The organism is Pseudomonas sp. IT-196MI5, assembly GCF_949767415.1.
Lineage (GTDB): Bacteria > Pseudomonadota > Gammaproteobacteria > Pseudomonadales > Pseudomonadaceae > Aquipseudomonas.
Genome location: NZ_CATKPZ010000011.1, coordinates 428,082 through 443,396 on the forward strand (window position 1 = coordinate 428,082; position 15,315 = coordinate 443,396).

A 15,315-nucleotide genomic window follows, 5' to 3' on the forward strand; every position below is an offset into this window, starting at 1 on the left:
CCCTCAAGGACGGTCGTCGACTTCCTTCTCGGTATTGGCCGGAGGAATCAGGTCTTCAGTGCTCAGGTTCAGCCAGATCAGCACCACGTTCGCGATGTAGATCGACGAGTAAGTACCCGCCAGAACACCGATGAACAGGGCAATGGAGAAACCGAACAGGTTGTCGCCACCGAAGAACAGCAGGGCCGCGATCGCCAGCAAGGTGGAGATCGAAGTCGCCATGGTCCGCAGCAGGGTTTGCGTGGTCGAGATGTTGATGTTCTCGATCAGGCTGGCCTTGCGCAGTACACGGAAGTTCTCGCGAACCCGGTCGAATACCACGATGGTGTCGTTGAGCGAGTAACCGATGATCGCCAGTACCGCCGCCAGCACCGTCAGGTCGAAGGTGATCTGGAAGAACGACAGGATACCGACAGTCACGATCACGTCGTGGATCAAGGATACGATCGCACCAACCGCAAACTTCCACTGAAAGCGGAACGCCAGGTAGATCAGGATACCGCCCAGCGCCATCAGCATGCCGAGGCCGCCCTGGTCGCGCAGCTCTTCACCCACCTGCGGGCCGACGAACTCGACACGCTTGACCGTCGCCGGGTTTTCGCCACCCACCTTCTGCAAGGCTTCGGCGACCTGGTGACCCAGTTGCGGGTCTTCGCCAGGCATGCGCACCAGCAAATCGGTGGTCGCACCGAAGTTCTGCACGATGGCTTCGTGATAACCCGCGGTCACCAGCTGCTCACGCACCTTGGTGACATCGGCCGGACGCTCGTAGGTCAGCTCGATGAGCGTACCGCCGGTGAAGTCCAGGCCCCAGTTCATGCCCTTATGGAAGACACTGAAGATCGCCAGTGCCGTAAGGAACAATGTGACGCCGAACGCAAAGTTGCGAACGCCCATGAAGTTGATTGTACGTAACATGGCAGCCCCTTAAATCCACAACTTCTTGAAGTCACGACCGCCGAAGATCAGGTTGACCATCGCGCGGGTCACCATGATGGCCGTGAACATCGAGGTAAAGATCCCGAGGGACATGGTCACTGCGAAGCCCTTGACCGGGCCGGTGCCCATGGCAAAGAGGATGCCGCCGACCAGCAAGGTGGTCAGGTTGGCGTCGAGAATCGCGGTGAATGCCCGGCCGAAGCCTTCGTTGATTGCGCGCTGCACGGTCATGCCGGCGGCGATCTCTTCACGGATCCGCGAGAAGATCAGCACGTTGGCGTCGACCGCCATACCCATGGTCAACACGATACCGGCGATACCCGGCAGGGTCAGCGTTGCACCCAGCAGCGACATCAGGGCCAGCAGCATCACCATGTTCACCGCCAGAGCGACGGTGGCGATCAGGCCGAAGAAGCGGTAGATGGCCATGATGAACAGCGAGACGAACAGCATGCCCCACAGCGATGCATCGATACCCTTGGTGATGTTGTCGGCACCCAGGCTCGGGCCAATGGTGCGTTCTTCAGCGAAGTACATCGGTGCAGCCAGACCACCGGCACGCAGCAGCAGCGCCAGTTCGGACGACTCGCCCTGGCCGTTCAGGCCGGTAATACGGAACTGCGCACCCAGCGGCGACTGGATGGTCGCCAGGCTGATGATCTTCTTCTCTTCCTTGAAGGTCTGAACCGGCACGTCTTTCTCGACGCCGTTGACCATCTGCTTGGTGTAAGTGGTGATCGGACGTTGCTCGATGAAGATCACCGCCATGCTGCGACCGACGTTCGAACGGGTCGCACGGTTCATCAGCTCGCCGCCGTGACCGTCCAGACGGATGTTCACTTCCGGCGTGCCATGCTCGCCGAAGCCAGCTTTGGCGTCGGTCACCTGGTCACCGGTGATGATCAGGCCACGCTCGATCAGCGCAGGAGGACGCTTGCCCTCACGGAACTCGAATTCCTCGGAAGTGGCTTTCGAAGCACCCGGCTCAGCAGCCAGACGGAACTCCAGGTTGGCCGTCTTGCCGAGGATACGCTTGGCTTCGGCGGTGTCCTGCACGCCCGGCAGCTCAACCACGATGCGGTTGGCGCCCTGACGCTGAACGATCGGTTCGGCAACACCCAGCTCGTTGACGCGGTTACGTACCGTGGTCAAGTTCTGCTTGATGGAGTATTCACGGATTTCCGCCAGCTTGGCCGGGGTCATCGCCAGACGCAGCACCGCCTGACCATTGAGGTCGGCCGGAACAATGTCGAAATCGTTGAAGTTCTTGCGGATGATCGAACGCGCCTGTTCGCGGCTGTCTTCATCAGCGAAGCCCAGCTGGATGGCACCGCCCAGTTGCGGCAGGCTGCGATAGCGCAGCTTCTCTTTACGCAGCAGGCTCTTGACGTCGCCTTCGTAGACTTTCAGGCGTGCATCGAGGGCTTTTTCCATGTCCACTTCCAGCAGGAAGTGCACACCACCGGACAAGTCCAGACCCAGCTTCATCGGGTGCGCAGCGAGGTTGCGCAGCCATTGCGGGGTGGTTTGTGCCAGGTTCAGCGCGACGACGTAGTCATCACCCAATGCCTTGCGCACAACGTCCTTGGCCGGCAACTGGTCTTCAGCCTTGGTCAGGCGAATCAGCCCGCCCTTGCCGCCGGCAGCCAGGGTGGCAGCCTTGACGTTGATCCCGGACTCCTTGAGCGCAGTGCTCACACGGTCCAGATCAGCCTGATTGACCTGCAGCGCCGTGCTGGCACCGCTGACCTGAATGGCCGGGTCATCAGGATAAAGATTGGGAGCGGAATAAATCAGACCGACCGCCAGCACCGCCAGGATCAGAATGTATTTCCACAGAGGATATTTGTTCAGCATCACGCCGCCCGTTTATGACGCGGGGCGCCTTGCGCGCCCCGTCGATTGAAAATGAAGTTGAAACTTAGATCGCTTTGAGCGTGCCTTTTGGCAGCGTGGCGGCGATGGCGCCTTTCTGGAATTTCATTTCGACGGTGTCGGAAACTTCCAGAACGACGAAATCGTCGGCCACTTTAGTGATCTTGCCGGCGATGCCGCCGGTGGTCACAACTTCGTCGCCTTTCTGCAGGCTGCTCAGCAGGTTTTTCTGCTCTTTGGCGCGTTTGGCCTGTGGACGCCAGATCATCAGGTAGAAGATGACCAGGAAACCGACCAGGAAAATCCACTCGAAACCGCCACCCATTGGGCCCGCAGCAGGTGCAGCGGCGTCAGCCATGGCATTAGAGATAAAAAAGCTCATTTAGCACTCCAGTTGCAAATGTTGAATCTTGGGGTCAGAAAACTCAGTCCAAAGGCGGCACGGGAAGCCCGCGTTTGGCGTAGAAGGCATCGACAAAGGCGGCCAATGTACCCTGTTGAATAGCCTCGCGCAAACCAGCCATAAGCACTTGATAATGGCGCAAGTTATGGATGGTATTGAGCATGCTTCCCAGCATTTCGCCGCACTTGTCCAGGTGATGCAGATAAGCGCGGGAGAAGTTCTGGCAGGTATAGCAATCGCAGGTCGGATCGAGCGGCGAATCATCATGGCGATGGAACGCGTTACGGATCTTCAGCACGCCGGTATCGATGAACAGGTGCCCGTTGCGGGCATTACGGGTTGGCATCACGCAATCGAACATGTCCACACCGCGGCGCACACCCTCAACCAAGTCTTCCGGTTTGCCAACGCCCATAAGGTAACGAGGTTTGTCAGCCGGCATCATGCCCGGCAGGTAATCCAGCACCTTGATCATTTCATGCTTGGGCTCGCCCACCGACAGACCGCCGATGGCCAGGCCGTCGAAGCCGATCTTGACGAGGCCTTCCAGGGAGCGCATGCGCAGGTCCTGGTGCATGCCGCCCTGAACGATGCCGAACAGCGCCGCCGTGTTGTCGCCATGGGCTTCTTTCGAACGCTTGGCCCAACGCAGGGACAATTCCATCGATACGCGGGCAACGTCTTCGTCGGCCGGGTACGGCGTGCATTCGTCGAAAATCATCACGATGTCGGAGCCTAGGTCACGCTGGACCTGCATCGACTCTTCCGGGCCCATGAACACCTTGGCGCCATCGACCGGGGAAGCGAAGGTCACGCCCTCCTCCTTGATCTTGCGCATGGCGCCGAGGCTGAATACCTGGAAACCGCCGGAGTCGGTCAGAATCGGGCCTTTCCACTGCATGAAATCGTGCAGGTCGCCGTGCTTCTTGATCACTTCCGTGCCCGGGCGCAGCCAAAGGTGGAAAGTGTTGCCCAGAATGATTTCAGCGCCAGTCGCCTCGATATCCCGTGGCAGCATGCCCTTGACCGTGCCGTAGGTGCCCACCGGCATGAAGGCCGGGGTCTCGACGGTACCGCGCGGGAAGGTCAAACGACCGCGACGAGCCTTGCCGTCAGTAGCAAGTAACTCAAACGACATACGACTGGTGCGACTCATTCTGTTTCCTCAGGGCCACGTGGTGCGGGGTTACGGGTGATAAACATCGCATCACCGTAGCTGAAAAAGCGGTATCCGTTATCGACGGCGGCCTTGTAGGCAGCCATGGTCTCGGGGTAACCGGCGAACGCCGAAACCAGCATCAACAGCGTGGATTCGGGCAAATGGAAGTTGGTGACCAGGGCATCGACCACATGAAACGGCCGGCCCGGGTAGATGAAAATGTCGGTGTCGCCGCTGAACGGCTTGAGCACGCCATCGCGGGCGGCGCTTTCCAGGGAGCGCACGCTGGTGGTCCCCACGGCCACCACCCGGCCACCGCGAGCGCGGCAGGCGGCAACGGCATCGACCACGTCCTGGCCGACTTCCAGCCATTCGCTGTGCATGTGGTGGTCTTCGATCTTCTCCACGCGCACCGGCTGGAACGTGCCAGCGCCGACGTGCAGGGTCACGAACGCAGTCTCGACGCCCTTGGCGGCAATCGCCTCCATCAACACCTGATCGAAATGCAGCCCCGCCGTCGGCGCCGCCACCGCGCCCAAACGTTCGGCGTAGACGGTCTGGTAACGCTCGCGGTCGGCGCCTTCATCCGGGCGGTCTATATAAGGAGGCAACGGCATGTGCCCGACGCGGTCGAGCAGCGGCAACACCTCCTCAGTGAACTCAAGCTCGAACAACGCATCGTGCCGCGCCAGCATCTCCGCCTCGCCACCGCCGTCGATCAGGATCTTCGACCCAGGCTTGGGCGACTTGCTGGAACGCACATGGGCCAGCACGCGATGACTGTCGAGCACCCGCTCCACCAGGATTTCCAGCTTGCCGCCGGAAGCCTTCTGGCCAAACAGCCGCGCCGGAATCACCCGGGTATTGTTGAACACCATCAAGTCGCCGGGGCGCAAATGCTCCAGCAAATCAGTGAATTGACGGTGTGCCAGGGCGCCGCTGACCCCATCCAGGGTCAACAGGCGACTATTGCGCCGCTCGGCCAGCGGATGGCGGGCGATCAGCGAATCAGGGAGCTCGAAGGTAAAGTCAGCAACGCGCATGATGGGGTGTCGTCTAGCAGGGCCGGGAAGTCTAGCGGAAATATCAAAAATTCTCCATGTACCTGATTGACCAGCGGTTATCTCATCTCTATACTTCGCCGCCATTGAGCCCTGATGGCGGAATTGGTAGACGCGGCGGATTCAAAATCCGTTTTCGAAAGGAGTGGGAGTTCGAGTCTCCCTCGGGGCACCAAAATTAAGAAAGGTCTTGCTTTGCAAGGCCTTTTTTTTCGCCCGCAGAAAAGCCACCGCTAACACTCTGCTGACAACGCGCCGACCTGTAGGAGCTGCCGAAGGCTGCGATCTTTTGATCCTGCCTCTCTTCTGCCCTTCTCGCCGGAAGAACATTTCACAAGGATTCCCCCCATGGAATTGCACCTGGAAACCGTCGCCCTCTTCTCCCTCAAGCTGGCTTACGAATCGGAAGATTCAAGCCCGATTTTGCGTGACGATCTGGTGATGGGTGACTACCAGCGGGATGTGTTTGAGTTGCTGGTGCGCCGGGGGGATGTCGAGACGATTCAGTTGAAGGTGGATGAGTGTGTGGGATTGGCGCTGGAGGCCATTGGGGGTGTGGATAAGCCGTTGGGGCGGGAATTGCGGAGATTGGCGGGTGAATTTGCCGGGATTCAGATGATGGAGCAGCTTGATGCCCCGCTCGTTGCGCTCAAGGAATATCTGAAAGACATTCAATGAATGAAGGCGGGCGACTTAAAAACGCGAACGTCCGATAACCGTAACGCCGCTGAATGCCACGCCTTATCCAAGAAAGCAGGGGCGAGTCGCAGTACTGCGAGATTAGCACTAAGAACTTCGCTAGGTATTAAAACAGTACCTTAGCTCTAGCTGGTTGCACTACGCTGGCTGTAGTGTGTAAACACCTTTCGGTGGACTGAATATGCTAACTCCATATCAGTATTCTTTTCATTGCATTAAATCTCATTGATTAATACTCAGAAAATGTAGCCAGCGAGTGCGGGGGATATTATGGAGGGCTAGTACACTGCCTGCAACTCTTTTTTCTCCAGCAAACTCATCATTGCCGCTCGATCCCAGGAAGAGCAGAACTTTATCCTCTCCAAATCTTGCGTGACCTGTAGCACGTCATAACCCACCGTTAGGTGGCTAGCCAAGCCCGTGCTCTCGAGAGCCTTCTTCACTAGGGCCATTCTATCTTGCTCTTCCAAATATGGGCATGTCGTAGCCTCGAAAAACAGGTAAGCCTTGTTTGTTGAGGTTTTAATATCACTCAAATCCTGCAAGACAGTATTTATCGACGAAATAACTCGCAAACGAATAAGTGAGTATGTCGGATTATCCTTAATATAATAGAGCAGGACTATTATCTCAAAGTAACTCAATGTCCTTGGCGAGTTTATTTCAAAGATCGAATTTAAATCCTTTGTCGATAACATATAGTCATCCCCGAGACAGCTCGATACTATTAGCATATTTAGCGTTTCGAGTAGCGTGTCATCTGAATACTGGCGTGAAATTTTTGAAAACTCACTACTCTTGAAAAAATCCAAGCACCTGCTGAATATCTGGCTTTTAATCAGCGGAGCTTCCGCCGGTATAATACTATCGCAAAACTCTCCAACCACAGTCGTCATTTTACAAAGCTGAACTGCCCCTGAGTGGCTTGGATTGACAGTAAAAAAATGGAACAAAAGATCAATTATTACGATAAAAAAATCAGAGAACAGAGCCAGAGACCCATCCTCTAAATCTCTTTTGGAGTTCTTTTTACAGAATTTTATTGAGATGTTTGTTAATGCCTTTATTAGAAAGTTACACGCCATCGTATATGAAGACGCATCATCAAGACAGAGCGATTTTATTTCGTTAGCGAAAGAAATTATAATGTGTTTCTTCTTCATGAGCCGCCTAGGAAAAAGCTTGATTTCACCTTCACTCTTTTCCACAAGCTTTTCTTCGAGCTGCTTTAATCTGGACTTGATCTCGAGCATGGTCTGTGTTTTTTTTGTTACAAACGGACGTCTAACTTTTACTGTTTTTGATTTATTAAGACTCAATTTGTATTTTTTTATGTTTTTATCGACCGCCTCGTGAACCTGTAGAGCCTCATGATCGCTTCTTGAAAATACATAGATATCATCTACATACCTTCTAATCTCGTAATGCTCTCCTAATTCAAGCCCATCAGCTTGTAGTGTTTTTTTGATATCGCTATCGATTTTTTGAAAAATGACTTCAGCAAAAATTCTACTTACTTCTGGACCAATCAGAATTCCGGAGGAATCATTGTGATTAGATGTTTTCATTAATCTATTGAAAACTGAGCCAAATGTATTTTTCACATCCGAGTTGTTTTTGGAAAAGTCTTTTTCTTGGTTTGACCAGTTTATAGATTCAGTGTAAATACTGTCAAAGCATCTACTAACATCAAGAGACCAAAAAACTGAAAACTTTCTTTCAAGCCTCATAAACTCGTACGAGTCAAAAAAGTTATACAGCCTACGGTAACCATGATATGAGAAATATGAAGTAAGGTGCTTGTATGTCATCTCGTTCGCAGCGTCAATCATCTTGTCACTTTTGTATTCATTGACCCATTGCAGATTATTTTTCTTATAGTACTTACTAGCAATTTTTTTTGGAGACCTAATACTGAAGTCGCTTAAGCCACACAGGTTTATTATTTTATATTGAAACTCCTTGTAAAAACTTACTATTTCATTCTGAGAAGCTGGATGGAGCAGCGAAAGCTCTCGAAAAGATTCACTATCTTTTCTAATTTTATAAGGCAAAGGGACAGTATAAGCCGCTTGATCTTTTATTATTATTTTATCAATCAATGACTTGGTTATAGGATACTCAACCTTTGTATGACCGGAGGATATTTTTAATAACCTGTATATCCCCACATTCTCGAAGATAATAGGAACTTCGTAAGGGCATGTCTCTGTTAATACTACACGATCATAATCTGTTTTACGTACGCGCATCACTTGGCTATTCATGATTACTTGTTCCAGTGCATACGTATTTTTACCAACTCTTTGTAGGAAAAAGAGTAGTACGTAACATTGTTATAGCCTTTTACAAAACTAAATCCAGATAACTTTCGTTTCTCATAAGGCATAAGTGAGGCCGAGAGCTTTTCAAACAACGGGTGCGCCCGAGAAAAAAGAGCCCGATGGAATGTTCTGTCTAACTCTGTCAATCGGCAGTTGTTTTTTGGCGTTCTATGGTGATAATTAAAATATATCCCTGTTTTGATTATTACGTTAGTTCCGGCCGAGTTAATTTCATAGTTACCGGTTAGCGTTTTCAACCTCTTCTCTAACAACTCGGAGTCACTTAAACTTTTCTCGGACGAGCAGTATGACAAAAGCGAACTAAACAATCGGGACTTGATTTTTTTGATTTTATTGGTTGAGATCTCAACCTCTACTTTGCGCTTAACTCTAAAATCACTATTTGAAAGATACGTATTGAATATCTTAAACTCATAACCAAGATAGTTTAGCAGTTCAAATTTTTCTCTTAAGCTTTTATCTTGCTCGAGAACTTCCGATTTACTTATTTGAATATCAGATCTCTTGCCATCATCATGCAAAGTAAAATCATCGCTCAAATACCCCTTGACATAAGTCGTGGTTTCTTCTGCCTTATCATTTGAAGTTAGTACGATAATGTCATCTACGAAGCGCGCGTAAAAATTTACGTGTTCCAATCGCCTGAGCTTAGTATCAAAGTGCCTGAGGTAAATTTCAGAAAGATATGCACTTATGTCCAGCCCCCGAGGCAGCCCCTTGATATTTTCGACGTCTAGAGCGCGGAACAAAATTTTTATTAGTTTTAATGTTTTTAGGGAGCAAAGAGACTCGTCTTCAAGCATTGTGAGAACAGCCGCACGATTTATGCTTTCGTAAAAACTTTTGATATCATATCTATGAGCCCTATAAGGCGTACCATCCTGAAGAGATGATATTAGTGCGGAGATTATTTCGCTTCTATTTGGTTGTTTTATTCGTGCATTGAGCTCTAGATTTCTTATGATCAACCTAGATGCTACCTTGGCATCCTCAGTCGTATAAGTGAGCACAGTCTTATTATTAAGTGAAAAACTTTTAATTGCGTCTTGAAACACCGTCCCGGCGTCAATTTTTTTTAATATTTCACTTGCAGCTGATTCATAATCTGCTTTAGTATTTGAAGAGTCATCGTTCCGATTTCTTGCAATAAATTTAGCAAGGTTTCTTATAGTAAACGGTGACTCAATCAATTTTAACCACTCCTGTTAGTCACGCATTGAGAAAATCATGTCAGCGGAAGATACCAATTGCGACGCTTTGAGGCAAATGATTTCTAAAACAATGGCGGCTCGATTCCAGGCGAGCCGGCGCTTAGATTTTCATAATAAATTATCTTTGTTTAGTATTTCGCTATTTTCAATCATACTGATCTTAGTTTCACTTCTGCAGTTGGTTGATTTCAAATTCACCTTTGATAGCGTTGTTGTAAACATTGGACAGGTATTCCTATCAATAGTAATCCTGTGCTTTTCCATAGCTATTAGCATGAGCGACTTCAGTTTAAAATCATCTAAACATCATGAATGCGGGATCCAGCTGAACGAACTTACTTATAAGCTTATGAATAAGTGGGGAGTGGTTCTCTCAGACCAAGAGTACGAACAAAACCTGGGTGAATACTTCAATATATTGAGCAAATACGAAAATCACTCCGAAGCTGACAATAGCAGAGTTAATAAAAAAACCAAATATGTAGAAGGTAGTGGTGCTGGGTACTACTCTCGGTTTTCGCTATATTTTTTATTGATTGTTATCTCTCTCGGATGGTTCTTTGTACTCATCGCGAAGGCGGCATTTTTCTAGAATTCTAAAGATGTTATTCGATAGCCTCCTGCGTCCCGCACGGGTATTAGAGTAATTGCAAAGGATAAGTCAGCCTGGACATTCCACATTTTTCGTCTCGGTTGGTTTGTGATCGAAGACCTGGGAAGGTTGCAGAAACAGGATCTGAACGATAGCATCCCACCGTCGCTGCCAATTCAGCGACCGGGTGTGGTAACCCGAGTTATTCAAGGCGCAACAGCGCCCCAATCACGTCATCAGGCGCTTTTTTTATGCCTGCGGCGTGAGTTATGGCGGCTGTGCGTGGGACGCCCTCGGGCGTGCCGGTTTCCTTGATTCCCGGTTTACCACCCTGCGCACAGCTGTCACCCATTCGTGTGGTAACGAACGTGGCAGCTCCTCATATCAAGGAGTTGGATAATGCGCAGTATCAATCCGTTTGAAATTTGGCTTTTCCCTCTACGCGATTCCCAATCACGTAACCCCCTCTCCCATTGCCTCTCCATCCTCGGAGGTGGCCAATGACTGAACAACCTGATCTCAAAACCATTGGCCTGACGCCCGCCATCTACTGCGCGGATCAAGCACTGTTCCATGTCACGCGTGACGTTCCCCTCGGGGATGCGTTGGCGATGGCTTCTGATTTTCTGTTTCTGGCCAAGGCGCTGAGCAAGGATGCGGCTTATGCCAGGGACACGGACTATCACGCCTGGGCTGCGCATTATTTGACGGCGATGGGGAAGGCGGTGGTGGATGATGTGGTGAAGGTGCTTACGCGGGATCGTACTTCCGCAATGACACCTAAGCAGCCGACAGCGAAATCCGAAGGATAGCGCCTGAGAAGCGATGAGCCTCGAGTAATTCGGGGCTTACAATTACGCAGCGCTCAACCAAATCAGGTATGCACGCAACGGCGTATGAGAAGCTGGGGCAATCAATTTCCATGCTCCAGAAACAAGAAGGCCCGAACGTAATGCCGGACTGAGCCAGCACCAGAGGATCGGGCGCGATTGACGTCAATGCTGCCGCAGCCAAATGACCAAGTCAATGTGTACGAAATTTGGCTTTTCCTTTCACACAACTTCCAATCGCGTAACCCCCTCCCCCATTGCCTCTCCATCCTCGGAGGTGGCCAATGACTGAACAACCTGAACTCAAAACCATCGGCCTGACACCTGCGATCTACTGCGCGGATCAAGCGCTGTTCCATGTCACTCGCGACGTTCCTCTCGGCGATGCGTTGTCCATGGCCTCCGATTGTCTGTTCCTGGCCAAGACGCTCACTGAAGATTCTGCTTATGCCACAGACACTGACCGTCACGCCTGGGCTGCGCATTATCTGACTTCGATGAGTAAGGCGTTGGTGGATGATGCGGTGAAGGTGCTGACGCGGGATCGGACGGTTGCGCCGATGTCCAGGCGGGCGGCTGAGGCTGAAGGGTAGGTTCTGGTTTTTAGGCGACAGGCATGTCGTTTGTAGGGACGGGTTTGGTTGCGGGAGGCTTGGGCATTCAGTGAGTTGGTGGTTGCCTTGGGTTTTTCGCGAGCAAGCTCGCTCCTACAGGGGATTGGCTTGGGCAACTTTCATGTTTCATGAACAAGAAGGCCCGAACGTAATGCCGGACCGAGCCAGCAAAAAAGGATCGGGCGCGATTGGGATTGATGCTGTCGGAGCCTGGTGAACATGTCGACGTCAACTTCACATGGAACGCGGGTATGTGGCGACATCCAAGCGGACGGCGCCGCCGGCTGGAGGAAGCGGCCAGCTTCCAGCAGTTATCTGATTTCAGCCGGGCGCAAACAATGTAGCAGCTTGGTACACCGGTTATCGTGCTGAGGATTCTTAAAAAATCCAATGAGTAAATCGAGACATATGGAGTAACAGTAAGACCAGTCTGCTCATGCTGCCAAATACAACTGACAACTGTTCATCTCCCCAATGCCTAGGTAGAGTTCAAAAAAGCCAAAAGGATCTGGTCAGAATGCGACGGAAAGCTCGAATACTTGTACTCTGCAAGACATATCCATCACCCAGCGCTAGATATTCCGAAACGTCCTGCGTCGCAGGCATGGACGAACACGGCACCCTAATACGCCTTTACCCTGTTCCATTTCGCCTGGTCACTGAAGATCAACAGTTCGCGAAATGGCAATGGATTGAGGCCTTCATTGATAGAAGCCCGGCAGACAGAAGACCCGAAAGCCACAAGATCGGGGTAGACACTATTTCTGTAGGTACAAGGCTACCAGCGGGCGACTGGAAAGAACGACGCACGTTTTTGGATAAGCTGACCATCTACGATAGCTTTGATGAGTTAGAGAACGCGCGACTGAGTAACAATGTCACCCTGGGCCTAGTCAGACCTGCACGCATAGCCGCACTACATATTCGTAAGGCAGCATCAGAAGAATGGACACCTCAGGAAATCGAAAAACTGGAGCATCTACAGCGACAGCCGAACCTTTTCGATGAGCAGCAGGAACGAGCAAGCATAAAACGACTGGAGAAAGTCCCATTCGACTTCCACTACACATACGAATGCTTAGTCGATGGAGAGCTCAAATCCTATATCCACAAGATCGTGGACTGGGAAATCAGCCAACTTTACAGGAACGTTCGTCGTCGACATGGCGCAGAAGGCTGGGAAACTCCGTTTCGACAAAAGCTGGAAATCGAGCTCCCAAGTAAAGACCTTATGCTGTTGATGGGAACTATCCACCGATTCCCGGGGCAGTGGCTGATTGTTAGCCTCGTCTACCCGCCTAAGCTACAGCATGAAACAGATCCGCAAATTTCTCTATTTTGATTGGAAGATGTTTGGCTTGCAGCGAGCTTTCCAACTCTTGGGCGGCTTCCGCAATCAGGCTTCGATGGCAAAAGCTTGCATCAGCCTCATAGCAGACCATGCAAATGCGCTGTTCTGCGACGCTGGAGACGAGGCTACTTAGCACTGAGGCCTGGGTTCGGATGTAGGCTCGGAAGTCGCGAGAGTACACAGACCAATCACCATCTTCTTTGTACCGATTCCGTATTGGTTTTGGGCATCCGAGTGGTGGGCTGTGCTCATACGAAATGCCTGCAGCAACCAGGCACTCAGCAAAGGCCTTCTTGGAAAAACCCTTTTTACGAGAGAGCGGATACTCCCGAACATCAAGCACCTTGTCGATCTGGGCCTGTTTGAGTCGCGCGATGAAAGCGTCGATCGTGAGCCCTTCGTAGCCCGCGGTGTAGATGGTCATAAGTATTCTCCTTGTGCTTCCGTGCGCAATCGAAGCTAAAAAACGCGGCGGACTATAGCATCCGCCGCAGGTTGTCGCCCGATGCTGTGATGAGCGGAGCCCTTCTACGATGCCAGAACATAGCAGTAAGAAAGCCACTGCTTCCTATCTAAAAACTAAATCTACATGTAACGGCCCACCCTCGAATCTCCTTCACTGCTTCTCCCTCCTCGGAGCCGGGCAATGACCGAACAATCCGGATACAACCATCGGCCTGACATACGTTGGCTATGGCTTCTGATTTTCAGTTTCTCACCGAAGCGCTACGCCAGACACAACGACCGCCACGCCCGAACTGCGCATTATTTGACCGCGATGAGCAAGGCGTTGGTGGATGATGCGGTGAAGGTGCTGACGCGCAATCGGACTTGCACGCCGGCCACCAGGCAAGCGGGGGTAAAGGCTGAGAGGTAGTGATTGAAACGCTGAAATAGCTTCAGATTTCAGAAGTCAGGCATGACGCTTGTGGGAACGGGCTGGGTTGCGGTGGCCGGGGTATTCAGCGGGATATGTGGATGTCTTGCGTTTTTCGCGAGCGAGCTCGCTCCTACAGTGGGTTTGCTACAACCCAATGGCTATTGGACCGACCATCCGAATAACCTCAGGATTTGTACAGCTGACTAAAATTCAGTGGGGGATCTCTTCAACGAGCCCTTACAAGGCGGGAGGTTTTACGATGAAAGTCGTAACTTCGCTGGCGTTGCTGGTAGCGGCAGGATGGATCTGCGTGGTTGGTGCAGCCCCGAAGCAAATCGTTGCCGTTCCCTTGAATGCAACTACTCACAATGCCGGGCATATCGCTCAGGCCGTTCTGACCCCCTTGAGCAGCAGTGAGACGGCGCTCTCGTTGTTCGTGGGTGGTGTACCCAATGGCACTGCCATTCCGGCGCACTTGTATACCTATATCTACTCGGGAAGCTGCGCCAGGCATGAGCCCAAACCGGCCTATTCACTCAATCGCATCGTGGCCGACAACTTCAACGAGCAGGCGGGCATCCAACTCTGGAAGAGCGTGCCTATGGCTTATGACTCGCTGCGGTCCGGCGGGTATGCGCTGGTGATGCGGACAAGCCCGGCCGATGGGAATCCCGATATTTTCTGTGGTGAGCTTGGTTAAGGGGTTTCCCCCGCTTCCATGCATAGCGTGGGGGCGGGGGATTATCCCTCTCAGGTTGTTTGCAGTATGACAGTGGTCATTCAACAGCAGATGTTGATTGCCTTGCGTTTTTCGCGAGCGGGTTCGCTCCTGCAGGGGGTTGGGTTTCAGTTCTGATTTTTGTGGTGGTTGGGCTGGCGCCATCGCGAGCAAGCTCGCTCCCACAGGGGGGCTTTGTGTGTTTAGTGGGATTGGGGATTAGCCTCGGGGTTTCTGGGCTTTTGATTGCTCGGGTTCGACGTGAATGCTGGGGATTCGGTTTTTGGATTTCCGGTATCCGGGCGCTTCCGGAGGGCTTGATCGTCACCTTCTCCACAGGCAATCCCCTGTGCATAACTTCTGCAACCGCCCCCTCTGGCACGGCGTCTCCACCCTCATTCTTCTAGACTCAATACAAGGTCGTAGACAGAACCGAACACGTCGCTCTGGTGCAGCCGATTCAAGGGCCGCGTGGCAATCTGGCTTTTATGCCCCTAGTGAGGTGCGGCGAAGACCGTGCCGGGCGCGACAAGATGCCCGCTCAGGGTGCCCTGGCCGACGGTTTGTAGATGCCACGATACCGTGACGTGGTGTAAATGCCGCAGCCGACACTTTCGGACAACCGACAACCGCCTGGT

General features: G+C 51.9%; 14 protein-coding genes, 1 tRNA gene and 1 pseudogene. 8 read left to right on the forward strand and 8 right to left on the reverse strand.

Annotated features, from left to right (window positions below; all coding sequences use genetic code 11):
* Window positions 1-3: 3 nt before the first annotated feature.
* The 5 genes from secF to queA all read right to left on the reverse strand — a co-directional run bounded on the left by secF (window position 4) and on the right by queA (window position 5,419).
* Window positions 4-918 (reverse strand): protein translocase subunit SecF, encoded by a 915-nt coding sequence (gene secF, locus ACM6IK_RS09475; RefSeq protein ID WP_108216509.1) that lies wholly within the window; start codon window positions 916-918, stop codon window positions 4-6.
* Between the two features lie 9 nt (window positions 919-927).
* Window positions 928-2,796: a protein translocase subunit SecD gene (secD, locus tag ACM6IK_RS09480; protein ID WP_414874090.1), complete on the reverse strand. Its 1,869-nt coding sequence runs from the start codon at window positions 2,794-2,796 to the stop codon at window positions 928-930.
* Window positions 2,797-2,860: 64 nt separating this feature from the next.
* Window positions 2,861-3,196, reverse strand: coding sequence for a preprotein translocase subunit YajC (gene yajC, locus ACM6IK_RS09485; RefSeq protein ID WP_007982729.1), 336 nt, complete (start codon window positions 3,194-3,196; stop codon window positions 2,861-2,863).
* Window positions 3,197-3,239: 43 nt separating this feature from the next.
* The gene (gene tgt, locus ACM6IK_RS09490) at window positions 3,240-4,355 is read right to left on the reverse strand and encodes a tRNA guanosine(34) transglycosylase Tgt (RefSeq protein ID WP_414874311.1); all 1,116 of its coding nucleotides are present in this window, start codon (window positions 4,353-4,355) and stop codon (window positions 3,240-3,242) included.
* Between the two features lie 14 nt (window positions 4,356-4,369).
* On the reverse strand, window positions 4,370-5,419 hold the full coding sequence (gene queA / locus ACM6IK_RS09495) for a tRNA preQ1(34) S-adenosylmethionine ribosyltransferase-isomerase QueA (RefSeq protein WP_414874091.1): 1,050 nt from the start codon (window positions 5,417-5,419) through the stop codon (window positions 4,370-4,372).
* A gap of 108 nt (window positions 5,420-5,527) precedes the next feature.
* On the opposite strand from queA, the gene ACM6IK_RS09500 reads away from it, so the two are divergent.
* Window positions 5,528-5,612, forward strand: a tRNA-Leu gene (locus ACM6IK_RS09500).
* 173 nt (window positions 5,613-5,785) lie between these two features.
* A complete protein-coding gene (locus tag ACM6IK_RS09505; RefSeq protein WP_414874092.1) occupies window positions 5,786-6,115 on the forward strand; it encodes a hypothetical protein in 330 nt (109 codons plus the stop codon).
* 299 nt (window positions 6,116-6,414) lie between these two features.
* Here the strand turns inward: ACM6IK_RS09505 and drt3b are convergent, their stop codons facing one another.
* Window positions 6,415-8,403 carry an antiviral reverse transcriptase Drt3b gene (drt3b, locus tag ACM6IK_RS09510; protein WP_414874093.1) on the reverse strand — a complete coding sequence of 663 codons (1,989 nt, stop codon included), beginning with the start codon at window positions 8,401-8,403 and terminating at the stop codon, window positions 6,415-6,417.
* A 2-nt stretch (window positions 8,404-8,405) separates the two neighbouring features.
* Window positions 8,406-9,671 carry an antiviral reverse transcriptase Drt3a gene (gene drt3a, locus ACM6IK_RS09515; protein ID WP_414874094.1) on the reverse strand — a complete coding sequence of 422 codons (1,266 nt, stop codon included), beginning with the start codon at window positions 9,669-9,671 and terminating at the stop codon, window positions 8,406-8,408.
* 37 nt (window positions 9,672-9,708) lie between these two features.
* Here drt3a and ACM6IK_RS09520 point away from each other — a divergent pair, with 37 nt between their 5' ends.
* From ACM6IK_RS09520 to ACM6IK_RS09535, 4 genes are all read left to right on the forward strand, one after another.
* A complete protein-coding gene (locus tag ACM6IK_RS09520) occupies window positions 9,709-10,284 on the forward strand; it encodes an SLATT domain-containing protein (RefSeq protein WP_414874095.1) in 576 nt (191 codons plus the stop codon).
* Between the two features lie 500 nt (window positions 10,285-10,784).
* Complete coding sequence (locus ACM6IK_RS09525) at window positions 10,785-11,096, forward strand: DUF3077 domain-containing protein (protein ID WP_414874096.1); 312 nt, start codon at window positions 10,785-10,787, stop codon at window positions 11,094-11,096.
* Window positions 11,097-11,398: 302 nt separating this feature from the next.
* A complete protein-coding gene (locus tag ACM6IK_RS09530) occupies window positions 11,399-11,707 on the forward strand; it encodes a DUF3077 domain-containing protein (RefSeq protein WP_414874097.1) in 309 nt (102 codons plus the stop codon).
* Window positions 11,708-12,332: 625 nt separating this feature from the next.
* The gene (locus ACM6IK_RS09535; RefSeq protein WP_414874098.1) at window positions 12,333-13,070 is read left to right on the forward strand and encodes a hypothetical protein; all 738 of its coding nucleotides are present in this window, start codon (window positions 12,333-12,335) and stop codon (window positions 13,068-13,070) included.
* Here ACM6IK_RS09535 and ACM6IK_RS09540 read toward each other — a convergent pair.
* Window positions 13,027-13,503, reverse strand: coding sequence for a DUF488 family protein (locus tag ACM6IK_RS09540; RefSeq protein ID WP_414874099.1), 477 nt, complete (start codon window positions 13,501-13,503; stop codon window positions 13,027-13,029). The genes ACM6IK_RS09535 and ACM6IK_RS09540 overlap by 44 nt on opposite strands.
* 263 nt (window positions 13,504-13,766) lie before the next feature.
* Between ACM6IK_RS09540 and ACM6IK_RS09545 the strand changes: the two are divergent.
* Window positions 13,767-13,956 (forward strand): annotated as a pseudogene (locus ACM6IK_RS09545) (DUF3077 domain-containing protein); the annotation flags it as partial.
* Between the two features lie 262 nt (window positions 13,957-14,218).
* Window positions 14,219-14,659 carry a hypothetical protein gene (locus tag ACM6IK_RS09550; RefSeq protein WP_414874100.1) on the forward strand — a complete coding sequence of 147 codons (441 nt, stop codon included), beginning with the start codon at window positions 14,219-14,221 and terminating at the stop codon, window positions 14,657-14,659.
* Window positions 14,660-15,315 lie beyond the last annotated feature (656 nt).